Genomic DNA, 25,408 nt, shown 5'->3' with positions numbered 1-25,408 from the left:
CATGGGCAACACTTCCGACATTCAACTAAATACAATTGATGAAGCCATAGAAGCATTCCGCAAAGGGGAACTGGTTATTGTGGTAGATGACGAAGACCGCGAAAACGAAGGAGATTTCATTACCTCCGCTGAACTGATAACCCCTGAAAAGGTAAATTTCATGGCCAAGCATGGGCGTGGCCTCATTTGTGCGCCACTGCTGGAAGAGCGCTGCAATGAACTGGAGTTGGAATTGATGGTGGGAAAGAACACTTCACTTCACGCTACACCTTTTACCGTTTCTGTGGACTTATTGGGAAACGGCTGTACCACGGGCATTTCTGCATCCGACAGGGCTAAAACCATAAAAGCACTGAGCGACCCTGCTACAAAGCCCGAAGACCTGGGAAGACCCGGACATATTTTCCCGCTCAAAGCAAAAGAAAGAGGTGTGCTTCGGAGATCCGGACATACCGAAGCCACTGTGGATCTTGCCAGACTTGCAGGGCTCTCCCCTTCGGGCGTGCTGGTAGAAATCATGAATGATGATGGCACCATGGCCAGACTTCCACAGCTGATGGAAATCGCCAAAAAGTTTGACCTGAAAATCATTACCATAAAGGACCTGATTGCCTATCGACTTCAAAAAGAAAGCCTGATTGTAAAAGGAGTGGAAGTGCATTTACCCACTGCTCACGGAGACTTCCAATTCATCCCTTTTAAACAAAAATCCAATGGATTGGAACATATGGCTCTGATTAAAGGTTCCTGGGATGAAGATGAGCCCATTTTGGTAAGGGTGCACTCGTCGTGTGCCACCGGCGATATCTTCGGATCGTTACGTTGTGAATGTGGCGAACAACTTCAAAAAGCTATGGAAACCATAGAAAAAGAAGGTAAAGGAGTCATTGTTTATATGAATCAGGAAGGCCGGGGAATTGGCCTGATGAACAAAATTAAAGCTTACAAACTGCAGGAAGAGGGTCGCGATACTGTTGATGCCAACACCGACCTGGGATTTGAAGCCGATGAACGCGATTATGGCGTGGGAGCCCAGATTCTGAGAGAATTGGGAGTCAAAAAAATGCGGTTGATGACCAACAACCCGATTAAACGCATCGGGCTGGAGGGATACGGACTCACCATTGTGGAAAACATCCCCATTGAAGTGGAGCCAAACCCCTACAATGAGTTTTATATGCATACCAAGAAAGAACGGATGGGGCACAACCTCAAATTTTTCAAATATATGGATCGTCCTGCCAATTTTAAGAACAAGAAGTGAGTTTTAGAAATTAGTCAGTAGTCAGTAGCGAATAAGACGAAGCTTTTCCGGAGAGTAAAACCCACAACCGTACGCTCCATCTGAACGAGGTTATATCCAAACAATAAATTCTTTACTGCCGGCTTTTGCCGGCATTTTTTATGGAGTTTTCTCTCTCAGCAAAGGCCACATTTTTTTCTTATTTTTGTTCAAAATACAAAAATTATGCAGAATTTAAGAATCGTATTTATGGGAACTCCGGACTTTGCCACGGAGAGCCTGAGGGCATTGCTGAGTGCCGGAGCCAACATTGTGGGGGTCATCACAGCTCCCGATAAACCGGCGGGAAGAGGAAGAAAACTCAAACCCTCACCGGTCAAAGAGTTTGCTTTAGAAAACGGATTAACAGTTCTGCAACCCGAAAAGCTTAAAGATCCGGTATTTCTCGAAGAACTGAGGGCCTTAAAAGCAGATCTGCAAGTAGTGGTGGCTTTCAGAATGCTGCCCGAAGTGGTCTGGAATATGCCCCCAAAAGGGACTTTTAACCTTCACGCTTCTCTCCTTCCCGAATACAGAGGGGCTGCACCAATTAACTGGGCGGTTATCAATGGCGAAAAGAAAACAGGAGTGACCACCTTCTTTCTAAAGCATGAAATTGACACAGGAGACATCATTTTTCAGGAGGAGGTCCCCATTTCCAAAAAAGACAATGCTGGAACAGTGCACGACAAATTAATGGAAATTGGCGCCAGCCTGGTAGTAAAAACGGTAGAGGCGGTAGCCGGAGACAACATAAAACCGGTGCCCCAACCACAAAAAGAATTGAAACCGGCACCAAAAATATTTAAAGAGGATTGCCGAATCGACTGGAATGCCGACAGTGAGGAGATTTACAATCTGATAAGGGGACTCAGTCCTTACCCGGCAGCCTGGACAGAGCTGGTTTTGCCTGATGGCACCACAACATCAGTAAAAATCTTTGAAACAAAAGAAAACGATTCTGACGGGCTCAAAGCCGGTGAACTATACAGTGACAATAAAAAGCTTATTCTTGCAGGTACTGCCGGAGGGGCTCTGAAAATTCATGAACTTCAGATAGCCGGTAAGAAAAGAATGAAAGCAGAAGATTTCCTGAGAGGACATAAATTAGAGGAAGGTGCTCGCTTTGAATAGAATAAAACAACAGGGAGGCAGAAAAAATCTGCCTCCCTGTTCTCTTTAGAGTCCGTCTATAAACTAAGTAAAGTTTCTCAAGTTCGCTTTTTCTGTTCAGAAGGTTCCGCTTACAAAGCCTGCCCCGATTTTTCTTCGGGGGCTTGCCATTAGCAGAAATGCGGAGTTTACTTGAGTAAATGAGCAATTCCCGCTAATGGCATAACGCAGTAAACGGGGCTTTATGGACAGAAACTCCTTAGTCTTCATCATGGTAAACAAATGTCACCTTATGACCCTTGCCCTGATTGTTAAAAATATTATTGAAAAATGCGGCTGCCGCCTGAATTTTGATCGTTTCTCCACGTTTATTTACCACATCCCAGTATCTCACAATTTCGTACTCATTTTTGATAAACATATCGTGAGCCGTTTGTAACTTTTCATGCATCTCAGTCGGAACAACCGATGTAAAATGTTTTCCCTTGAGCTCTCCCGGTTCATAACCGTAAATCTCATTGTACCGTGGATTCACATGTGTGTAATAGCCCTTATCATCTGTCACACAGATACCGAGAATTCCCTCTGAATCAATTATTTCCTGTGCATTTTGCGGATTTTCGGTAATTTCCGCTTTAATCTCTTTGGTTCGGTGAATGTTGATTCGTCCCATATTCAAATTTATTTTAAAGATTACCTATTTAATGTTTGTCCATAAAGTACCATTTACTGCGTTATGCTTGCCCGAAAATTCCTCATTCACTCAAGTAAACTCCGTACTTTCGGGCTTCGCAAGCCTTGTAACTGGCACTTTCCTGACAAACACATGACTATAAACAAATTTTGTTTAGTTCATAGACATACACTTTTATTTATATAATTAGATAACCTGATCAGGGCAAAAATGTTCAACAAACAACCAGTTTTGTTTTACAAAACCTACCTCAATTTTATCCTGTCACCCGGTCGGGGTTCTTTCCCCTCCGGCATTTCATTAATTTTATAGAGGCTCTTCATTTTGACTCCATAAATTTGAGAAATCTCAAACATGGTTTCATTTTCACGCACCAAATGGGTTTTATGATTGGGATGCGCATTTTTTCTTTTGGGCTGAATATAGAGATACTTATAATCAGTCACCTTTCCGCGCTCGGCACCCAGATCGTTATATCGGGGCAGTTCCCAGTCTCTGAGACCAAATTCTTCGGCAATTCCGGAGAAGGTATCCGACGATTGAACCTTCACATACTTCACACCATTGTTGTAGTGTACCTCATGCCGGGAAAACGGATCTATTTCGTGCGTTCCGACAGAAATCTCCCGCTCTCCGGAGCGTCTCCATGCTGTTTGGCGCCCCCCTTCCTCATCGAATAGATGAAGTTGATACTTCTCGATGATATCAATCAAACGTTTGGCATAATTTGGATCTGTGGCATAACCTGCCTTTTTCAAGCCTTTGGCCCAACCTTTATAATCAGTGGTTTCAAGCTCAAAAAGAGCAGCATAACGGGAGCGACCTGTCAAAAACTTCGCATGATCGGCATAAGAATCATAAACGGAGTTGTATTTCCGGAAACATTCATTTCTTCTGTCATCGTGGTGATAAACTTTCTCTCCTGTCCACTCATGGCACTTAATACCAAAATGGTTGTTGGCCTCCACAGCAAGCCGGCTGTTCCCATTGCCCGATTCGAGCATCCCCTGCGCCAGCGTAATACTTGCCGGAACTCCTGTGCGTTTCATATTCATCACAGCCCATTCATTATATTTCTCGATATAATCTTGGGGGGAAAGACGGGAAGAAGATTGCCCTGACAAAGTTGCGAAAAAGAAAAAGGACAAAAAACAGCTCAAAAACACTCTTAACGACATATTCAATAAATTTCGTAAACCCTTGAAAGGGTAATAGTTTCCCAAAAAAATGCAGCAACAAATATATATAAAATCATTGGTGTCCTATTAAAAAATTGAGATTGCTTCACTAGGTTACCAATGACAGATTAGGTGCGGCGGACTCTGATCCGCCGTTAGAGACGAAACAGCGGATCGGCTTCGGCCTTGCCGCTTTCCCACAAAAGAATCGGCCGCGCCTTGCTCAACTGATAACCTTTCCTATAATCTTAACATTGAGCATCTCAGCTTATCAATTTCGCATTAGGCCTCAAAAAATAATTTGGGTAGTCATTCGCAATGACCGGCCTTTACCTAAAATAAACCTCTGATTAAACCTTTAAAACACGGTCATTGCAAGCAGAGCGAGGCAAGCTTCTTTCGAAATCATTAGATTTTTCTTCATAATGGTAGCTTGATCACAAAATGCCTCTTGGTGTGTTGAACAAAAACTACTACTTTTAAGAAAAAAACTTTATGTCCGAAAAAACACAGCAAATCTTTAATTTTCCATTCGAAGAGTTTGAATCATCCTCCGCACTCAACATCAGTGAAAAAGAGTTGGTGGAAAAGGCAGAAGAAATAGCAAAAGGGGCATACGCTAAATATTCTAACTTCAGTGTTGGTGCAGCGGTACTCCTTGAAAACGGAACAATTGTTACAGGAAGTAACCAGGAAAATGCTGCTTATCCCTCAGGACTATGTGCCGAAAGAGTGGCGTTGTTTTATGCCTCTTCACAATATCCCGACACGCCCGTTAAAGCCATTGCTGTAACTGCCTTACGAAACAAACAACCACTTGATGAGCCGGTCCCGCCGTGTGGCAGTTGTCGCCAGGTATTTGTGGAATTGGAGAAGCGATTCAATCAACCTTTTGTTGTATTAATGGCAGGAAAGAAAAAAATCATCAAAATTGAAAAGGCAAGCTGGCTGTTACCATTTAATTTTCAATCAGACTTTCTTTAATCCGGTGTTCTATTCCTCCATCTCTTTGAGGACTTTCTCCACCTCTTCTTCTGTGTTTTTTAATTTACTGCGACAAAAGCGTACCAGTTCCGACACGCGTTTAACTTTATCAGACAATTCGTCAACATCCAACTCTTCATTTTCCATTTTCGCGAGAATTTCTTCAATCTCGGAAATGGCCTGATTATAAGTCAGTTTTTTCTGTGCCATTTTCTATTGTATTAATTATTTCTTGTTCAATCTTACCTTCTCCACTTTTCCGGTCAATTCCCCGTCGTAAAACCTGGTATTTACCGTATCTCCGGTATTTATTTCCGCTGCACTTTTCACCAGCTTTCCACCGGCATAAGTGAGGGAATATCCTTTTTTCAAAAGTTTTTCCGGATCATTGAGTCTGGAAGCATTATCCAGGTAATTAATTCGTTTCTCTTCAGCAGCAAATCTTCTGCCGGGCAAAGAATGAAGACTAACCCGGTATTGCTGCAATGCCAGTCTTTGTTGTTTTATCAGTTGTCCCCCAAAATCAAAAACTTTCTCCTTCAACCGTCCCAGCTGATTACTTTCAAAACCCATTCTCCGGGATACCATAACCGGCAATCTCCCCACCACGCGTTCCAGTTTATTTGCTCGTCGCTGCAAGTCCATTTTCACATTGGGAACATACGAAGCAGCAATATGCTCTGCACGCTGTTTTTCAGCCTGAATCAAATCTCTGGCCATTTCGGCAACCTGCAGCGCTTTTTCATCCACACCAGACAAGAACTCTCCGGCCTGCTCAATCAGGAATGCCGCAACAGCTGTCGGTGTCTTCAATGACGTATTCGCTACCAGATCGGCCACAGATTCATCCCTTTCATGACCAATTCCGGTAAGCACAGGAAGAGGAAACTGGGCTAAATGATAGGCTACCCAGTAACTGTCGAAACACAACAAATCGATGGTTGCCCCTCCTCCCCTTATCAGTACAACGGCGTCGAAGAAGTCAACATAATCAAAAATCCGGTCAAAAGCCTCAGCAATAGACTGTTCAGCACGATCTCCCTGCATCACCGCAGGAAACAAATGATGATAAAACTTAATTCCGTAAGGATTGCTTTCCAGCTGATTAATAAAATCGCCATACCCCGCAGCAGTGGGAGAAGAAATAACAGCAATTTTTTGGATAACATCAGGAAGTTCCAGGTCTTTATTCATCTCTAATACACCCTCTTCTTCAAGGCGCATTAAAACCTCTCTTCTTTTTCGGGCCAGGTCCCCCATCGTATAAGAGGGATCTATATCAGTAATAATCAGACTCAGGCCGAAAACCTCCTGAAACTGGACAGTTACCTTCACAAGAACCTTAAGACCGCTACTTAATGCCTGCCCGGTGGAAGACTCAAAATAGGCCTTAAGCATACGATAGTTCTGAGCCCAAATTATTGCCCGGGAACGCGCCAGCAACTGATTACCTGCATCGTCTTTTTCAATTAAATCAAGGTAACAATGACCGGTACGATTGACACGCAATTCGCCAATCTCGGCTTTCACCCAGATGGAATGCATCATGGCATCGTCGAGAACACCTTTGATTTTCTGATTTAACTGAAATAAAGTGATGGCTTCCTGCCCCATGTCCCTGATATCTTAACGCAAATACTCTTCCGGATTTCCCATAAAATTTTCCGGATCTTTCAATTTCTTCCGATTCTCTTCATAACGCTGAAACTCCTCCATTTCCTTCTCTGTCAGGAGATGCTCATTTTGAACAATCCCCTCTTCATAAAGCAATGTAAAACTTTTACGTCCCAAAGCATCATAAAAAATCCAGGTACTGTCGCGCAGATTGTTTTCATAAAATCCCTCAATCTCTTTCTGCCCGTTTTCAAAATAGACAGCGTAGGGACCGTGCAGGTTTCCCTCGCGATAACTGATCTTAACGCGGAGCGTTCCATCAGGGTAATAACGCTTTTCAATCCCTTGTTTCTCCCCCTTTTCATAGGTCACTTCTGCTGCAAGTTCCCCCGTATCAAAATAGATCTCTGATCTCCCGGCTTTTTCATCAAACTGAAATTCCTCTTTGGCTTTCAGGTTGCCCTCCATATCATAGAAATGCCAGACACTGTCCTTTTGCATATTGAGGTAAAAACCTTCGCCCAACAGATTTCCGCCTTCAGAGTAGAATTTCCCTTTTCCACGATTGGTGTTTTCATCAAACACAATCTCCACATACTTATTCCCGTTCTTGTAGTACCTGACCAGGGTATCCACCGGTTGATCATCTACAAAGCGGGCTTTGTAGGCCGGGGTGCCATTGGGATGATAGCGCATCCAGTCGCCCTGCCTCCGGCCTTTTTCATCGCGACGGTTTTCATATTTCTGTTCTCTCTTCTCCTTCTTTTGAACCGCTTCCGGTTTCTCAAAAAGTCCTACCTGAGCTTGAACTGACGGAAACATCAGCAGCAGGAAAAAAAGTATAAATAGTTGACGAATCATATTCTGGTTTTTCTAATCACTATACAATTATTGTGCAAATGAAGTTTTGCTGACACAAAAGTATCAATTGTTACTGAATAAAAAAGAGCCTAAAGCTTGGGGCCTGGTGCAAAGGGACTGGAGCGTAATGAGAGATAAGGGGAGATAGCTGGTAGCACTTGGCTCTTAGCTGTTAGGGCAAATAGCTGGAGGGGTATGAAATTGGTACAATGCTTATCATGGTGGATCAGCCGTGGCGGGGCGACAGTTTGGTAACAATGGTATTTCAAAGAATAGAAATGACCGTTGACATTTTGCACACTACCAACGGTTACAATTTAACGTAAGCAAAAAAGGCTGCCCAACGGACAGCCTCTTTTTGATTAAAACAGCTCTCAAAAATGTTGAGATATATGTGGGGATTATTTGACTTCTTCAAAGTCAACGTCGGTCACCTCATCATCGTCACCACCTTTTTTACCTGACTGGTCACCACCGGCTTGCTGTTCGCCGCCGGGCTGCTGACCGCCCTGAGCTTCCTGACTGGCATTGTACATCTCCTGCGATGCAGCCTGAAAAACTGTATTCAGTTCCTCGGTAGCCTTGTCAATGGCAGCAACATCCTGGCTCTTATGAGCTTCTTTCAGTTTAGCCAAAGCATCTTCGATGGGCTTCTTCTTTTCAGCCGGAATCTTATCTCCAAACTCTTTCATTTGCTTCTCGGTCTGGAAAATCAAACTGTCAGCAGCGTTGAGTTTGTCAATTTTCTCCTTGGCCTGCTTATCTGTTTCGGCATTGGCTTCAGCCTCTTCCTTCATACGTTTGATTTCGTCCTCAGACAATCCTGAAGAAGCTTCAATACGGATGCTTTGCTCTTTTCCGGTAGCTTTATCCTTCGCACGCACATGCAGAATACCGTTGGCATCGATATCGAAAGTCACTTCAACCTGAGGTGTACCACGAGGTGCTGGTGGAATTCCGTCGAGGTGGAAGCGACCAATGGTCTTGTTATCCTTGGCCATGGGGCGCTCACCCTGCAATACGTGAATTTCAACTGATGGCTGGTTATCAGCAGCTGTGGTAAAGGTTTCTGACTTTTTAGTCGGAATGGTTGTATTAGACTCAATCAACTTGGTCATCACACCACCCATGGTTTCGATACCCAGTGACAGCGGAGTCACATCAAGCAGCAATACGTCTTTTACTTCACCGGTAAGAACACCACCCTGAATAGCAGCTCCAACAGCAACCACCTCATCGGGGTTAACCCCTTTTGAAGCTTTCTTACCAAAGAAATCTTCCACAACCTTCTGAATAGCCGGGATACGGGTAGAACCACCTACCAAAATCACTTCATCCACATCGGAAGCAGTCATTCCGGCATCTTTCAGAGCCATTTTACAAGGCTCGAGCGTACGCTGTACCAGATTTTCCGTCAGCTGATCAAATTTTGAACGTGACAAAGTTTTCACAAGGTGCTTGGGGACACCATCCACCGGCATAATATATGGCAGGTTGATTTCAGTGCTTCCTGAACTTGACAGTTCAATCTTGGCTTTCTCTGCAGCATCTTTCAAGCGCTGAAGTGCCATAGGATCTTTTCTCAAATCCACACCTTCATCACTCTGGAACTCATCAGCCAGCCAGTTCATAATTACATCGTCGAAGTCGTCACCACCCAGGTGTGTATCACCATTGGTAGATTTCACTTCAAAAACACCGTCACCCAACTCAAGGATACTGATATCAAAAGTACCACCACCAAGGTCGAAAACGGCCACTTTCATGTCCTGACCTTTTTTGTCAAGTCCGTAAGCCAACGAAGCAGCAGTAGGCTCGTTGATGATACGGCGAACTTTAAGTCCGGCAATCTCACCGGCTTCCTTGGTTGCCTGACGCTGAGAGTCATTAAAGTAAGCAGGAACAGTAACAACAGCCTCAGTAACCTCCTGTCCCAGGTAATCTTCAGCAGTTTTCTTCATTTTCTGAAGTACCATTGCCGAAATTTCCTGAGGAGTATATTGACGATCATCAATCTGTACACGAGGAGTATTGTTCTCGCCCTTTACTACTTTGTAAGAAACTCTCTTCACCTCATTGGGGATATCGTCATAGAGATCGCCCATGAAGCGTTTGATAGAATATATTGTTTTTTCGGGGTTGGTGATTGCCTGACGCTTGGCCGGGTCACCTACCTTACGCTCACCATTCTCCACAAATGCAACAATCGACGGAGTGGTACGCTTACCTTCACTGTTGGGTATTACAACAGCTTCGTTACCTTCCATCACTGAAACACATGAGTTGGTTGTACCTAAGTCAATTCCAATTATTTTTCCCATTGTGTAAATTATTTTTTCGTTCTAAATTTTTTCAAAATCTGCATCTTCTAAATCAAAGCCTGTGCCAATCCACTTTCATCAGGAAAAGATGTAATTCTGACACAACAGGATACAAAAACACCCGAATCGTGTCAGGATTCGGGTGACAAATCGGCAGAGTAATGAAATACTTGAGACCTGTATTTCATCAACAGAACAATTCAATAATATACTTATATCTTCCAAGAGGGATTTCATCCCTTAAACCCTGACCTACTTTAGTTCACGATATAATATCTTTTGGCGTTCATGATTTCCGCTGCGCTCCAATTCTTGTCTTGATACAAGAAAGTAGGCAAAGAAACTATTTCATGATTATTGCTACACTCAGCATTGTTCAAGCAAGCTTGACACTGCTTTCGCTAAACGCAATAATTCAAGACTGCACCAGTTTTCGCTCTAAAAACTACGGTTCTTTTATAGAAATCGTCAAAACTCATCTCGTTTGCTGCACTCACGAGATTCAAACAGAGACGATTTTGCGATAAAACAACCTTGTTTTTAGGCTTACCTGCCAATGTCACTTCCCTTCAAGCCAGTGAATACTTTTTTAAATATTCAACATTAAAAAAAAACTACAAAAATCCAATCTGTCATATTGGACTTAACAGATTTCACTATTGATACAGTGAATCAACCGATTCATTGAACTGTTTTTTACCTTTTCGGTCGTCAGCAATAGAACATGGGCCGGAAAGACAGCCGCCCTCACAAGCCATTACCTCAATGAAGTTCCCGGGTGCTTTTCCGCGGGCATAGGCTTTCAGCATATTCAGTGATTTTTTATCCAGCCCGTTGATCACCACCTCTTTGATGTAAACATCCTCACCTGCCTTTTTCACTGCGTTGGTCACTCCGTTACTCATTGCAAATCCACGGGCTTCACGCGGAACTTGCACCAGGTCGGCCTCTTCAGGCATATTTCTCACATCAATGCCCATTCCTTCGAAGATGGCATCCAGTTCTTCAAAGGTAAGCACATAATCCACCAGTCCTGAGTCTTTGGCTTCTTTGCGCTTGGCCACACAGGGGCCTATAAAGACGGTTTTGGAATCGGGAAAACGCTCTTTGGCCAAACGGGCTGAGAAAATCATCGGAGATGGTGTTTCACTTACCAGCTTTTTCATGGCAGGAATGTGCTTATTGACCGCCTCCACATAACTGGGACAACAGGAGGTGGTCATCAAAGAACATCCCTCTTCCAGACGCTCACGAAACTCAGCCGCTTCCTCACGGGCTGTCATATCGGCGCCTTCTGCCACCTCTGCCACATGGGCAAAGCCAACCTCTTTGATGGCATTTATAACCTGACCGGGTTTCACCCCATACTGACCATGCAGGGCCGGAGCCACCATGGCTGTCAGCTTTCCACCGTTTTTTATGTGACTCAAAACATCAATTACCTGAGAAATTTCGAAAATGGAGCCAAAAGGACACGCATTGATGCATCTGCCACAAAGGATGCATTTCTCCTCATCAATCTCTTCCACTCCCTGCTCATTCTTTTTGATAGCTCCTACCGGACAGGCTTCCTCGCAGGGAACAGGGACATATATAATGGCATGATAGGGACAGGCTTTGTGGCAGATTCCACAACTGATGCAGTCTTCTTCCACAATCTGTGCTTTCCCTGCCGCATTTATAATAATGGCATCTTTGGGGCAGTTCATCTGGCAGGAACGGGCTACACACCCGCGACAAAGATTACTCACCACATAATTGACCTTCACACAACCGGTACAGGCCTCATCCACCACTGTCAATGTGCTGTTATTGCTTGCCTCCTCGCGCTGAAGAGCAACACCGGCATACTCCGAAAGAGGAGTCAGCTCATCATTCTCATCATCGGGACTAAAACCCAGCAAAGGCATGGTTTTGTATTTGATGACTGCCCGTTCTTTGTGCACGCAGCATCGTCGCTGAGCACCTTTCTCCTTGGGAGCCATCTCCAGCGGGATACGGTCAATATTTTCGGTAAGCTGATCTTCTTTCATCAATCTGGTGAGTCGCGCAAGAATCTCACGACGAATCACCATGGTGTTTTGGATGTAGGCCATAAACTAAAAAGGGATTTTTGGATTTATCAGGTCGCAAAAATAGAGATTAATAAAGAAAAGGTTCTGTAACTGCTGTTAAAAAAGAAAAATTTCTTTAATCACCATCAAAACATTTCTCCCCACTGCCTCACCCACTCAAACAAACAGACACTGGCTGCGTGGGAGACATTCATCGATTTTATCGTTCCATGCATGGGAATATGAACATTTTGCTGATTACGGAAATTCACGCCGAAAGGAATCCCCGAACGCTCACTCCCCACCATCAAAGCCATTTTGACAGGCAGCTTTACAGAAAACAGATTAGAAGAGCCGGGGGTAGTTTCGAGAGCAAGAAATGTATAATCTGCAGGAACCAGCTGATCCACCTCCTCAGGCAAACAATAGCGCCAGTTAATATTTTTGGCTGCCTGACCTGCCACATATTTCATTTTTGCCGTTTTAAAGGTGGCTTCCTCTTCATTCTTAACAAACAAAACCAGGCGGCAGCCTACATTGGCAGCCAGCCGAAGCAGATGTCCGGCATTTTCAGGAGTCTGAAGATGCCAGGCAATAAGTATTGGGGCCGCTTCTTCGGCGAAAGGCTTGTAGTGATTGTCGGTAAAGAATTTGTTGGCCTGATTCAAAAGAGTTCTGAGTTTTGTGTTTTGTGTTCGGGGTTTTGAGTTAGGCTTCTTCATCCAGTGAATAATAATCTTCCCGGGTGATTGGCGTGAACTTTTTAACTTTCGAGGTGGCAAAATTCATCCGTTTGAGATGTAAATAACCTGTCTCAAAAGCATTTTCCAGACTATCTATTAATTCATTGTTGTCCATTACAATTACTTAGTGCTTCATAAGATTACCCGAAAATACTTAAAACCCTCAACTCTTCAACCCCATCTCTTTCCCTTTTCTTAACATAAACGCCCGGGCTTCATCATAATCGTTGTGAATTTCCCCCTCCAGGATGGCTTCTTTAATGGCAGACTTGATTTCACCAACTGTCTGACAAGGTGGCAGATTAAAAGTTTTCATAACTTCTTCGCCGGAAACAGGAGGTTGAAAGTTTCGTACGCGGTCTTTTTCCTCTATCTCTTTCAGCTTCTGACGTACCAATTTAAAATTGCGAAGGAACTTGCGCACTTTTACTTCATTTTTGGAAGTAATATCGGCCTCACAAAGTGTCATCAGACTGTCAATATCGTCACCAGCTTCAAAAAGCAGCCGACGTACAGCCGAATCGGTCACTTCATCTTCGCTCAGCACGATGGGACGCATGTGGAGCTCCACCATCTTCTGCACAAATTTCATTTTATCATTCTGTGGCAGCCGCAGTCGTTTAAAAATTTTAGGAACCATTTTCATCCCCACAAAATTGTGCGCATGAAAAGTCCATCCAAGTTTTGGATCAAACCGCTTGGTACGGGGCTTGGCAATATCGTGCAGCAATGCGGCCCAACGAAGCCATAAATCATCAGAATAGGGAACCAGTTGATCAAGGACTTCGAGGGTATGATAGAAATTGTCTTTATGTCCGATTCCTCTCACTTTCTCTACCCCTTTCATATCCTGTAGTTCAGGCAGAATCATAGGTAGCAGACCCGTTTTCTCCAAAAGCTTAAAACCGAGAGAGGGCCTTTCAGACATCATCATTTTATTGAGCTCCTCGGCCACACGCTCCATGGAAATTATTTGGAGCCGGTCTTTCTGGGCCACTATTCCTTCATAGGTTTTGTCTTCGATACGAAATCCCAGCTGTGTGGCAAACCGGATGGCACGAAGGATTCTCAGCGGATCATCAGAAAAAGTAACCATCGGATCCAGCGGAGTTCGAATAACACCTTCTTCCAGATCTTTCAGCCCCCCAAAAGGATCCACCAGTTCTCCAAAACTCTTTTCATTCAGAGAAAGCGCCATGGCGTTGATGGTAAAGTCACGCCGGTTCTGATCGTCTTCCAGTGTCCCGTCTTCCACAATGGGTTTGCGGCTGTTGCGCTGATAAGATTCTTTGCGGGCACCCACAAACTCAATATCCATGCCCCGGTATTTGAACATAGCAGTGCCGAAATTCTTAAAGACACTTACTTTTAATCCTCCCAGTTCTTTGGCAACCTCACGTGCCAGGTCAATACCGCTGCCGACCACAACCACATCAATATCGGTGGTCGGTCGTTTCAAAATAAGATCTCTTACAAAACCGCCAATAACATACGCCTCATTCCCATTCTCGTCAGCAACCTGGGCAATCGTTTTAAAAACCGGTGATTTTAAGTGTTCCTTCATAAGCCTTCACTTCCCCGCCAGGAGGAGTATTATATTATAATTATCGTAATAAGAATTTGTAAACACACAAACATCTTAGTAACTTGAATGTTTATCAATTAAAAGTTCTTTAAAATTCTGAGTACACTCAACCTGACAAATTTAAAATTTCAGGCTAGCGAGAAACGTGACAAAATTACAATTTATATCCCAATAAGACTAAGGATTAAGAAGGCTCATTTTTTTGGCACGGGGATTGTATGGATATATTTACAAATTTAGATATTTTGAATTTATCGAGAGAATTATTAATTTTGTACCAATATTTAAAGCACAAGAATTATGGTTGAATTTTTGACAAAAGAGACGTTTAAAGAGAAAGTTTTTGATTTCGAAAACAATAAAGACTGGAAGTTTGAAGGTGAAAAGCCTTGTCTTATCGACTTTTATGCTGACTGGTGTCAGCCTTGTAAAATGGTAGCACCCATTTTGGAAGAACTTTCAGAAGAATATGACGGAAAAGTAGATATCTACAAAATCGACACAGAAGATCAGCGTGAGTTGGCCGGTATGTTCGGTATCCAGAGTATTCCTTCATTGCTTTTCGTACCTACCGAAGGACAGCCCCAGATGGCACAAGGCGCATTGCCCAAAGACACTTTTGAGCGCGCAATTAAGGATGTATTGAAAGTTGAAAAGTAATTTTCGGCTTTCTTAAAAGAAACAGGAGATTTTCAGACATGAGGAAAAAATTATCAGTATTTCTTTTTTCGGCAATTTTGCTTTTTGCCGGAGTTCAAAAGATTAGTGCCACAGAGCCGTCGGAGGGGAAAACTTCAGAGAGTGGAGTTATTACACTGGATAAAGCAGCCTTTATCTCTCAGGTGTTCGATTATGAAAATAACAGCAACTGGGATTACAAGGGAGACAAGCCTGCCATATTAGACTTTTATGCTGACTGGTGCGGGCCTTGTCGTAAACTTTCTCCGCTTCTGGAAGAACTACAGGGCGAATATGCAGGAAAACTGCAGGTTTACAAGGTAGATACTGAAAAATCGAAGGAGTTGGCTGCCGCTTTTGGCATTCGCAGTCTTCCCACCATCGTTTTTATCCCCATGAATGAAGAACCAAGAGCTGTACTGGGCTACGTACCAAAAGAACAGCTCACCAAAATGATTACCGATATTTTAAAAGTATCGAAATAATTTTATTCCTGATTTGATTATTATTTGTCGAAACAAAAACCGGTGCCGTTAGGTGCCGGTTTTTTTATTGTATAAAGTGTGGATGTGTAAATGCAAAAGATGAAGCCCCGGCAGGGGTGACACCCAAATTAAAAAGTAAAATGTAAGTAGCTGCTTTTAAAGGATAAATTATTAAATTTCGTACCGATAAAAAGATTAGAAGAAAATTTTTCGCCACAATTTTCAACCTCACACCTCATACAAATGGAAGAAAACCAGAATAAAACAGCCAATTACGCACTATTAGAGGAACGACTGAAGCGACTTGACCAGAAAAACTTTGACTGGTCGGCCTGGAAAAAAGGCACCTTACTGGTACTTGAAAAAGTGTTCGGGAAAGAGAGTTTATACGTTAAAGAACTGGAGAACACCGACTATCATTACAACAGCTGGTCGCTACGTGATACAGCCGGAAGTGAAGACCCGGTGAAAGCAAGCGTTCGGGAACTGCTGAATATTTGTCTGACGGATGCTGAGCACAGCCAGAAGACCAAACAAGCTCCTCCCAAAGATGAAAAGCAAGCACAAATAAAGGAAATCATCAACCAGTTTCTGGATCATGCCACATTGGCAGAAATAGAAAAAATTGCTAAAAGTGAAGTTCCGGCAATGTCGAAAGAAGAAAAGATTCAGAAAATTTTAACGGAGAAAATTCCTAATTATCAAACTGCATTGCTGGCAAAAATCCTGATACAAGTGATTATGTAATTTTGCAAAAAACGGCTCCCCCGCTCGATTATTTTGCAGGAGAGCAGAAATAATTACATTCTTTCAGGCACGTCAATACCCATGAGCCACATGCCTTGTTTAATGGTTTGCCCGACAGCATGACTCAATGTGAGGCGCAATGACCGCTTGGCTGCATCTTCTTCAAAAACAATAGGCGATTCATGGTAAAACTGATTAAACTCTTTTGCCAAATCGTAAACATAGTTGGCTACAATGGCAGGACTGTAGGATTCTCCTGCATCTTTTACCACGTTGGGGAAATTCCCGATTAGCTTAATCAGACCCGCCTCTTTCTCAGTTAATGCAATATCTGCATCCACTTTTAAAGCAGTATCGATGCCTTTCTCACCCGCTTTGCGGAAAACAGATTGAACCCGGGCATAGGTATATTGTATAAATGGCCCTGTATTGCCATTAAAATCAATCGATTCACGTGGATCGAAGGTCATGTTTTTCCTGGGATCCACTTTCAGAATAAAGTATTTGAGGGCAGCCAAGGCAATGGTACGATAGATCCGCTCGGCCTCCTCATCGGTATAACCATCCAATTTGCCCAGCTCTTTGGACATCTCCCGGGCAGTATCAATCATTCCTGCTACCAGATCATCGGCATCAACCACGGTTCCTTCACGTGACTTCATTTTGCCTTCGGGCAATTCCACCATACCATAGCTAAAATGCACCAGGTCTTTTCCCCATTCAAAACCGAGCCGATCCAGAAGGATAGAAAGTACCTTGAAGTGGTAATCCTGTTCGTTACCGACCACATAGACCATCTTGTCGATTTTGTAGTCTTCGAAACGCATTTTGGCAGTCCCGATGTCCTGGGTCATGTAAACGGAAGTCCCGTCGGAACGAAGCAAAATCTTCTCATCCAAACCGTTTTCAGAAAGATCGGCCCATACACTGTTGTCATCACGACGGTAAAACAGCCCTTTTTCCAGTCCCTTCAGAACCATGTCACGACCAACCGTATAAGTCTGAGATTCGTAATATATTTTATCGAAATCGACCCCCAAAGCTTTGTAAGTCTCATCAAACCCGGCATAAACCCAGTCATTCATGGTTTTCCAAAGAGTGACCACTTCTTCATCACCGGCTTCCCAGGCACGCAGCATATTCCGGGCTTCTTCCATCAGCTTCGATTCCTTCTCTGCTTCTTCTTTGGAAAGGCCCTTCTCCTGCAATGCACTAAGTTCTTTCTTTAACTCCTGATCAAACTTGACATAAAAATCTCCCACCAGGTGATCGCCTTTCTTGCCGGTTGTCTCAGGTGTTTGTCCTTCGCCCCATTTCTGCCATGCCAGCATGGACTTACAGATGTGGATTCCCCGGTCATTCACGATATTGGTTTTCACCACTTTCCTACCTGTTGCCGCACCGATGCGTGAAAGGGAATATCCCAACAGATTGTTCCGAATATGCCCCAGGTGAAGCGGTTTATTGGTATTGGGTGACGAATATTCAATCATCATCAATGGGCTTTCGTCATCGGCCCGGGTAAATCCGAAATTTTCATCAGCTACCACCAGCTCAAGAATATTGAGCCAGTAAGAATGAGACAAAGACAAATTCAGAAACCCTTTGATTACCTCAAAAGAGGAGATTGAAGAGAGTTCACTTTTCAGGAATTCGCCGATATCCTTGGCAGTTTCTTCGGGCTTCTTTCGTGAAATACGCAAAAGAGGAAAGACCACCACCGTAAAATCACCGTTTTGATCTTTACGTGTAAGTTCCAGAGGCACATTGTTGGCGTCAAATTCGGTCCCGTATAATTCACTTATGGCCCGGGCTACGGCCTCCCTAATCTGCTGTTCGATTCCCATTATTATGAATGATTTTATTTATTCCGGTTTTTTTAATTTTTATCTCCCCTTAATTAATCCGGTCAGGCAGAAGTATAAAAGGCAGAAGGCAGAAGAAAAAACTTCCTGCCCCTCCCTAAATTGTTCCAAAAAGTGAGTGCAAAGATAACAAAACGCAAAGAAAGTAGAATAGTATGATTTGTAAAGAATATTATAGGAAAACACCTGCCCCGTCCTAAATATTGGAAAGCAAGAATTTTGCTCTATGCCCTATTCCCCATGCCCTTTGCACTATTCCCTACTCCAAATAAGTATAACCATACAAACCTGACCGGTAATTGGACAAGAATTCTTTCCCTTCTTCGGCTGATATCACGCCTTTCTTAACAGAAGACATCACCCAGGTTTCCACTGCACGCACCATTTTCTTAGGACTGTACTGCACGTATTCCAGCACCTCGGCTACGGTTTCTCCATCAATAATCTGGTCAATGTTGTAACCATTTTCATTGACGGAAACATGCACCGCATTGGTGTCTCCAAACAGATTGTGCATATCACCCAGGATTTCCTGATAGGCTCCAACCAGAAAAACCCCGATGTAGTACGATTCACCCCGCTTCAACTTATGTACCGGCAGGTAATAGGAGAAATTCCGGGTGGATATAAAGTTATCAATTTTGCCATCGGAGTCGCAGGTTGCATCCTGCAAAGTAGCCACGCGTTCGGGTTTCTCGTTCAATCGATGAATGGGCATCACAGGAAAAATCTGATCGATGGCCCAACTGTCGGGTAGCGACTGAAACAGCGAGAAATTACAGAAATATTTATCAGCCAGAAGCTTTCGCAGATTCGATAGCTCATCAGGAACATGCTTCAGTTTCGAAGCCATACTCTCTACCTCACGGGCTACAGACCAAAAAAGGCGCTCCACCTGAGCACGTGTGCGTAAATCAATCAGTCCAAAACTAAAACGATCCAACGCTTCTTCTCTGATCTGTTGAGCATCATGCCAGGTCTCAAGCATTCGTGGCTGATTCAGCGTATCCCAAAGAGCATACATATCTTTTACCAACTCATGATCATCCTCCTGAATTTCTTCCTCTTCATCCCACTGGGGAACAGAGGTTGATTCCATCGCCTCAAAGATCAGCACTGAGTGGTGTGCTGTAAGTGAGCGTCCGGACTCCGTAATGATGTTGGGATGTGGTATTTCGTGCCGGTTACTGGCTTCCACCATGGTATAGACGGCATCGTTCACATATTCCTGGATGCTGTAATTGATACTGCTCTCGCTATTGGCTGAGCGGGTTCCGTCGTAATCGACTCCCAGACCGCCACCAATATCCACAAACTCTACGCTGAATCCCAGTTTGAAGAGCTCTACATAAAACTGGGCAGCCTCTTTGAGGGCACTTTTAATACGGCGGATTTTATTTACCTGACTGCCAATGTGAAAATGAACCAGCCGCAGGCAGTCCTTCATTTTTTGTTCCTCCAGGTAATCGAGTGCTTCGATCAATTCACTGGAAGTAAGTCCGAACTTACTCACATCACCACCCGAATCTTCCCACTTACCGCTTCCGGTACTGGCGAGTTTAATGCGAATCCCGATATTAGGTCTCACCTTCAGCTGGCGGGCAATACGGATAATCATTTTCAGTTCATGCAGCTTTTCAACCACAAGAAAAATTCTTCGCCCCATTTTCTGAGCCAGCAGAGCGAGTTCGATGTAAGCTTCATCCTTGTACCCATTACAGACAATCAGTGAGTCGCTGTCGGTATTGGTAGCAATAACAGCATGCAGTTCGGGTTTTGAGCCGGCCTCCAGGCCAATATTCACCTTCTTTCCATGCCCAACAATCTCTTCCACCACCGGGCGCATCTGATTTACCTTGATGGGGTAAATAATAAAATTCTGTCCCTTAAACTCATACTCATCACGAGCCTTTGTGAAACAGCTCTGCATTGTTTCGATACGACTGTCCAGAATATCCGGAAAACGAACCAGCATGGGAGCTTCCACATCTCTCAGTGTCAATTCATCCACCAGCTCTTTTAAATCAACTTCAACTCCCTCACCACGAGGTGTTGCCACAACATTTCCTTTCTCATTTACAGAAAAATAGTTGATTCCCCAGCCACTGATGTTATACAGTTCGACAGAATCTTCGGTACGCCATTTTCTCATTTCGACAGCGATATAGATTTTTATTGTTAATAATGTTTTCTGAGGTTAGAAGTTAGAAATTAGCGATTAGAAAATCTAAACTTTACCCCATTAAGAATGAACCTAAATTAAAATGAATAGCCCGCTCCCACTCTAAAGTTGATCCCCTGCATCGGGTAGCCGGACCACTGATAATACTTGGCTGCAAATATATTCTGAATTCTGGCAAAAAAATGCATTCTTTTATTTAATTGATAATTTCCGCCCAAATTAAAGTCGGCCACCGATTTAAGCATCTTCACTCCATTGACTTCATTGGGATCATATGCCTTTCGATCTCCGTATAAATTAAAGGCAGCATCCAATCTCAATTCTTCGTTAAACTGGTATCCGGCCCGCAAGCCTATTTCCATCTCCGGTTTGTGCCAGGCCTGAGCCAAAACATCCATCTCCCAGCCATAGTAAGCACCTTTAAGGACAATGTCAAGTTCTCGGACGGGTCGTACAAGCAACTCCCCACTTAGTGTAAGCAACGTAACATCGTCGTAAATCACATCAAACAGATTGCTCATCCCATAATTGGAGGCAGCATTCTGACTAAAAAATCTATTTACATAAAAATGCTCATTTTCAATAAATTCATAATCCAGACGAGCCGTAAAAGAGGTGGCACTGCTGAAGTTTCCTTTTACACCCGCAAATCCCCGAATATTGGAATGCGCAGTCTCCACCAGAACATCCGGGGACAAAAACGGATTTTCCTCCATCATATCGCGATAATACCCCGGCCGAACCTCGCCGGTCATCCCCAGAAAAGTAGATACAATTCCCTCAGCAATCACAAGGTCTCCCTTCACATGCGGTGAAAGAAAAAACTCTTCGGTTCCGGAGAATTCCCCTGTGGCATTTACGCCGACCTCCACACTCAATTTATCCCCGGGAATCACCATTTTAGGATTCAGGGTGAGAAAAATCTGTTCACGCTCCTCAAAAGTCCAAAGTGAAGGCATCTCATTCTCGCCCTTGGGTGCATTTACCTGATTGTAGGTAACATCGCCATCCAAATGCAGGGCAAGTCCGCCAAAAGGCAGTTTAACATCCCCCCACAGAGAGAAACGATTCTCCCCAACCCCGGTATAATTATCAAAGGCTCCGTAATCAAACCCAAGATGGTAGCGGGTATCGTCAACATCCGATTGTTGCCCCAGCAACCCCAAATGCAAATCAAAAGCAGTCTGCCGTTGTTTTCTGTCAGGAATCAAAGCATTTCCTCTTACCAGACTTCCATCCGGGGTTTCATAAAAAACCGTGGATCCCTCTGCAGCATCAATCGTGTGAAGCCCATAATATTCATAGGCTCTGCGATTAAAATCCATATCAAACTCAACCGTTTTATCATCAAAAAAATGGCGCAGATAAACCCCTCCATTGGTTTTGTGCAGTGGAGCATCCGAAGAGGTGCCATCTTCCAGTTCTATATCCCCCCAGGAAGACTCCTGCCCAAGTGCCAGAGCAAAAGCAAACTTCTCGTTGCGTGTGATGTTGTAAAGAACATCCCCAAACAGGGTTTCATAATTACCCAGACCGGCCCGGACATACGAGGGATAAAGCTCCCCTTTGCGCTGACGGGCCAGCCGGGCAGCACTCAAAGGTTCCACTTCCGGTGTCCCGGACAATGGTTGTCCCACCACCCGATAGTTAAACTGAGGGTTTATCTCCAGGGTGTCTTCCCTGTCAGGCATCCGATTGATTTTCATGGCATCCGACACAGTGGGGTCAAACTCACGCACTACTCTTACATCCTGACTCAATGGCTCCTGAGCCTTAACTCCGACAGCTATTAAAAGAATTGCAAACAGGGTAAAAATATTGATGGTCTTCATAAGTTCTTTGCTAAAATTCCTGAACAATTAATCATTTTTGCGTTACCTGAATTATTCTGACTGTGCTTTTTCAAGCTCATTCAACCGCTTATTGGCACGTTGGCGGATATCATCATCTGTCTCTTTGTAATTCTCCAGCAAACTTTCGATGTACTGACGAGCCTGGAAAAGCTCTCCACGATTTTCATAAATATCGGCCAATAACAGGAAGCAACGGGCAATCCAGTACTGATGAGGCGTTCCCACATTCACAAAATCGAAAATTTCTTCCTCCGCCTTATCAATATTGTTGCGTTGATATAAAATATCAGCCACCCGGTAACGGGCTTCAGCTCCTTCGGGTGAACTGGGATTGACCTTTAAACTCTGGAACTCCTCCAGCGCCAGATCCGTCTCACCCAACTCCAGGTGAGCATTGGCCTTAAGGTATCGAGCCTCCCTGGCAACTTCCGGTGATGTTTTGGCATCAGCAAGCACTCGCTCCGCCAATCGGGTAACATATCCCGGACGATCGTCCATTTTACCAAGGCAACGCATCTGACCTATCAAAGCTTCACGACGACTCTCCTCCTTCTCCGCTTCCATCTCAAGTCGTTCATAATATCCCAAAGCATCCTCGTAACGTTCCTGATGATAGCTTATCCGTGCCACGCCAATTAAGGCATCTTCCATGAAAATATTACCCGGGCGTGAAGCCACAAATTCAAATGACTGACGGGCATTTTCATAATCTTCATTACGGAACTGACAATCGGCTTTGTAGAAATGAGCATTCACAGCAAACCGTCCGTTGGGATATTTCCGCAAATAAGATTCAAACTGATTGATTGCCTGTAAGCACTTATTTTGCATATAGAGTTTCTCGGCGGTCACATACGAGAGGGAATCTTCCTGACGCTCATCGATACTGGCAAATCCGCCAACCTGACGGGAGTATGCAATAAAGCCATCCGCATCATTGCGGTCGAGATAAATATTTCTGATTCCCAGCAAGGCATCTTCTGCCTCAGGAGTTCCCGGAAACTCATTCACCACCCGCTTATAGAAAGCCAAAGATTGATCCAGATCATCACTGTTGTAATAAACCAGCCCCAGTTGCAACATTGCTTTCTTTGAAAAATTACTTCGCGGATATTGCTCCTTAATGGTTTTGTACATACGTATGGCGGAGGTAAGATCATTCAGTGCCACATAAGACCGCCCCATTTCATAGTAGGCATCATCCACATAAGACGATTCGGGATAGCGATCCACCAGTTCTTCCAATTGCTCGATTTTCCCACGGTGATTCTGATCGATGCCCATGGCAAAAGCTTTCTGATACATCGCATAATCAGCATTTGTTCCGGGCACATTCGTGGCCCGCTCATAATAACTGATGGCCCTGGAAAAGTCACGTTTCATAAAAAATGAATCTCCAATGCGGTTCAGCGCATCACCCAACATAGGATTCTGTCGGCTTCCCATCAGGTTTTCATATTTCCTGAACCAGGAAGCTGCCTGATCGTAATTCTTTTGTTTAAACCATGCATATCCGATGTTGTAATGGGCAGTATTGAACTCTTCCAGTCCGTAAGAACCAGGAGTTCGAATAAATATGTCAAAATTCTCAATCGCTTTATTATACCTGGCCTGTCGATAATAAGCCTCGCCCAGCCAGTAACGTGCCTTTACCTTCAGGTCACGATCGTACTCTCCGTATTGCAGACTGTATTGCAGCATATCAATCGCCTGATCGAACCTCAAATTGTTAAACAACTCCAGACCTCTGTGATAGGCGATTCTCTGCAATGCCCGATAATTATCCGCAGTTTTATTTTTTACCTGCTCCAATGCCTCCAGTGCCTGCTTATAATTTCGGCTGGTCAGCAATGCCTGCCCCAGATATTGCCAGGCTTCGTCGATATACCTGCTTTCAGGAAAACGATCAATAAAACCAGTAAAGCTGTCGATAATTTCATTAAACGGAGAAAAAGAGAGTTCATAATTCAACTTAATGTAATTAAACATGGCCTCTTCGGTAATGGCCAGGTCATACTCCATCTCAGAGGCAGCCTCAAAAGCAACCCTTGCCCGTTTTTTATCATTCAGCTTCAGGTGACAATCTCCCAAATGAAAGAAAGCATTTTGAGCCATCACATCTTTTTTGCCGGTAACCTGAGAAAAAGCTCCGGCTGCATTTTCATATTCTTTCAGATGATAAAAACTCATCCCCAGGTGATAGTAGTCCTGTCGGGGAGGTTCTTCCACCAGATCCACAGCCAGACTCAGATATTCAGCTGCCTTGTCATAGTCATTTACAGCATAATAAGCGTTGCCGACGGCCTGAGCCATATCGCCCTTTCGTGTTCCGCGGGCTTCCTTAACCAAAGGCACACCATATTCGATCGCTTTACGGTATTCCTCCTGCAGGTAATAAATCTGCGTAATATAAAATGGCACTTCTGCCCCAAAGCCCGGTTCATCCTTCAGCTTTTCAAAAATGGATAAGGCGGCATTGTAATTGCCTTGTTCGTACTGAATGTGTGCATAATAATAATTGGCAGCCCCCCACCATTCGGAATCCACATTTCTGATCTCTGAGAATGCAGACAGTGCCTGCTCATTTTCGCCCTCCACAAAGTGGCAGTAACCCGATTTGAATCGGAAATCGATGCGCGTTTCGCGATCCAGTTTCCGGGCATCTACATAACGATACTGACGTCCTGCCTGACGATATTTACCCTCTTCATACTCCATATCGCCCAGCCGTTTGTAAACATACGGACGCATACCGCTTTCGGGATAATCGATCAAAAAGGCTTCGAGCATATCCTCAGCATCCTCGTTTTCGAGCATGGAAGCCGACAAGGCCGCATAGTATGCTGACTCAGCTTTCAGATTGCTCTGCCCCGGGGCAAATTTTTGTTCCAGATTTTCAAACAATGATCGGGCCAGTCCGTAGCGCTCATTCCGATAATGCTCCAGGGCCTCATCAAAAAGCCGCTCAGGCTGCCGGACATCATATGATTCCTGTGCTGCAGAGAAGAAAACAGCAGCAAAAAACAAAATAAAAACCGAAAAGATGTATCGTTTTATCATGGTATCATTAAGATTATTCAAACCAATCCCTAACAGGAGTTTCCAGTATTGTTTTAAACAACGAAAATAGAGAAAATTTGGTGTATATCCTGATTGTTTTTTGATTTGT

At 43.9% G+C, this 25,408-nt stretch carries 20 protein-coding genes; 6 read left to right on the top strand and 14 right to left on the bottom strand.

The genetic code is table 11. The annotated features are described in order from the left end of the window. Position 1 precedes the first annotated feature (1 nt). Together BY457_RS15780 and fmt are read left to right on the top strand one after the other, a co-directional pair. On the top strand, positions 2-1,264 hold the full coding sequence (locus tag BY457_RS15780) for a bifunctional 3,4-dihydroxy-2-butanone-4-phosphate synthase/GTP cyclohydrolase II (RefSeq protein WP_106154293.1): 1,263 nt from the start codon (positions 2-4) through the stop codon (positions 1,262-1,264). 204 nt (positions 1,265-1,468) lie between these two features. Next, the gene (fmt, locus tag BY457_RS15775; protein ID WP_106154292.1) at positions 1,469-2,416 is read left to right on the top strand and encodes a methionyl-tRNA formyltransferase; all 948 of its coding nucleotides are present in this window, start codon (positions 1,469-1,471) and stop codon (positions 2,414-2,416) included. A gap of 238 nt (positions 2,417-2,654) precedes the next feature. On the opposite strand, the gene BY457_RS15770 is transcribed toward fmt, so the two are convergent. Then, positions 2,655-3,068, bottom strand: coding sequence for a PAS domain S-box protein (locus BY457_RS15770; protein WP_106154291.1), 414 nt, complete (start codon positions 3,066-3,068; stop codon positions 2,655-2,657). A 266-nt stretch (positions 3,069-3,334) separates the two neighbouring features. Then, a complete protein-coding gene (locus BY457_RS15765) occupies positions 3,335-4,144 on the bottom strand; it encodes a glucosaminidase domain-containing protein (RefSeq protein WP_106154320.1) in 810 nt (269 codons plus the stop codon). Between the two features lie 618 nt (positions 4,145-4,762). Here BY457_RS15765 and BY457_RS15760 point away from each other — a divergent pair. Next, positions 4,763-5,251 carry a cytidine deaminase gene (locus BY457_RS15760; protein ID WP_106154290.1) on the top strand — a complete coding sequence of 163 codons (489 nt, stop codon included), beginning with the start codon at positions 4,763-4,765 and terminating at the stop codon, positions 5,249-5,251. Positions 5,252-5,260: 9 nt separating this feature from the next. On the opposite strand, the gene xseB is transcribed toward BY457_RS15760, so the two are convergent. The 8 genes from xseB to BY457_RS15725 form a co-directional block, all read right to left on the bottom strand. Next, a complete protein-coding gene (gene xseB / locus BY457_RS15755) occupies positions 5,261-5,461 on the bottom strand; it encodes an exodeoxyribonuclease VII small subunit (RefSeq protein ID WP_106154289.1) in 201 nt (66 codons plus the stop codon). Between the two features lie 15 nt (positions 5,462-5,476). Continuing rightward, positions 5,477-6,865: an exodeoxyribonuclease VII large subunit gene (gene xseA / locus BY457_RS15750; RefSeq protein ID WP_106154288.1), complete on the bottom strand. Its 1,389-nt coding sequence runs from the start codon at positions 6,863-6,865 to the stop codon at positions 5,477-5,479. 12 nt (positions 6,866-6,877) lie between these two features. Beyond that, positions 6,878-7,726: a toxin-antitoxin system YwqK family antitoxin gene (locus BY457_RS15745; RefSeq protein ID WP_106154287.1), complete on the bottom strand. Its 849-nt coding sequence runs from the start codon at positions 7,724-7,726 to the stop codon at positions 6,878-6,880. Between the two features lie 401 nt (positions 7,727-8,127). Continuing rightward, the gene (dnaK, locus tag BY457_RS15740; RefSeq protein ID WP_106154286.1) at positions 8,128-10,047 is read right to left on the bottom strand and encodes a molecular chaperone DnaK; all 1,920 of its coding nucleotides are present in this window, start codon (positions 10,045-10,047) and stop codon (positions 8,128-8,130) included. Between the two features lie 656 nt (positions 10,048-10,703). Then, positions 10,704-12,143, bottom strand: coding sequence for a monomeric [FeFe] hydrogenase (locus BY457_RS15735; RefSeq protein WP_106154285.1), 1,440 nt, complete (start codon positions 12,141-12,143; stop codon positions 10,704-10,706). Positions 12,144-12,247: 104 nt separating this feature from the next. Beyond that, entirely contained in the window at positions 12,248-12,823 is a 576-nt protein-coding gene (locus tag BY457_RS15730) for a TrmH family RNA methyltransferase (RefSeq protein WP_106154284.1), read from the bottom strand. Continuing rightward, the gene (locus BY457_RS19065; protein WP_181256508.1) at positions 12,810-12,959 is read right to left on the bottom strand and encodes a hypothetical protein; all 150 of its coding nucleotides are present in this window, start codon (positions 12,957-12,959) and stop codon (positions 12,810-12,812) included. The genes BY457_RS15730 and BY457_RS19065 overlap by 14 nt, the downstream gene beginning before the upstream one ends. A gap of 48 nt (positions 12,960-13,007) precedes the next feature. After that, positions 13,008-14,408, bottom strand: a complete 1,401-nt coding sequence (locus tag BY457_RS15725) for a CCA tRNA nucleotidyltransferase (protein WP_106154283.1) — start codon at positions 14,406-14,408, stop codon at positions 13,008-13,010. Between the two features lie 321 nt (positions 14,409-14,729). Between BY457_RS15725 and trxA (BY457_RS15720) the strand changes: the two genes are divergently transcribed. The 3 genes from trxA (BY457_RS15720) (at position 14,730) to BY457_RS15710 (ending at position 16,339) form a co-directional block, all read left to right on the top strand. Further along, complete coding sequence (trxA, locus tag BY457_RS15720; RefSeq protein WP_106154282.1) at positions 14,730-15,089, top strand: thioredoxin; 360 nt, start codon at positions 14,730-14,732, stop codon at positions 15,087-15,089. A gap of 38 nt (positions 15,090-15,127) precedes the next feature. After that, positions 15,128-15,592 (top strand): thioredoxin, encoded by a 465-nt coding sequence (gene trxA, locus BY457_RS15715; protein WP_106154281.1) that lies wholly within the window; start codon positions 15,128-15,130, stop codon positions 15,590-15,592. A 243-nt stretch (positions 15,593-15,835) separates the two neighbouring features. Then, positions 15,836-16,339 carry a hypothetical protein gene (locus BY457_RS15710; RefSeq protein ID WP_106154280.1) on the top strand — a complete coding sequence of 168 codons (504 nt, stop codon included), beginning with the start codon at positions 15,836-15,838 and terminating at the stop codon, positions 16,337-16,339. A 53-nt stretch (positions 16,340-16,392) separates the two neighbouring features. Here BY457_RS15710 and argS read toward each other — a convergent pair whose 3' ends face one another. From argS to BY457_RS15690, 4 genes are all read right to left on the bottom strand, one after another. Beyond that, the gene (gene argS, locus BY457_RS15705; protein ID WP_106154279.1) at positions 16,393-18,186 is read right to left on the bottom strand and encodes an arginine--tRNA ligase; all 1,794 of its coding nucleotides are present in this window, start codon (positions 18,184-18,186) and stop codon (positions 16,393-16,395) included. Positions 18,187-18,463: 277 nt separating this feature from the next. Continuing rightward, positions 18,464-20,356, bottom strand: coding sequence for a biosynthetic arginine decarboxylase (speA, locus tag BY457_RS15700; RefSeq protein WP_106154278.1), 1,893 nt, complete (start codon positions 20,354-20,356; stop codon positions 18,464-18,466). A 107-nt stretch (positions 20,357-20,463) separates the two neighbouring features. Further along, positions 20,464-22,218, bottom strand: a complete 1,755-nt coding sequence (locus BY457_RS15695) for a TonB-dependent receptor (RefSeq protein ID WP_106154277.1) — start codon at positions 22,216-22,218, stop codon at positions 20,464-20,466. A gap of 51 nt (positions 22,219-22,269) precedes the next feature. After that, positions 22,270-25,299, bottom strand: a complete 3,030-nt coding sequence (locus tag BY457_RS15690; RefSeq protein WP_106154319.1) for a tetratricopeptide repeat protein — start codon at positions 25,297-25,299, stop codon at positions 22,270-22,272. Positions 25,300-25,408: the final 109 nt, after the last annotated feature.

The organism is Marinilabilia salmonicolor, assembly GCF_003003035.1.
Classification (GTDB): Bacteria; Bacteroidota; Bacteroidia; order Bacteroidales; family Marinilabiliaceae; genus Marinilabilia; species Marinilabilia salmonicolor_A.
The sequence above is the reverse complement of the archived record's forward strand: the minus strand, read 5'-3'. Positions and strand labels throughout refer to the sequence as shown.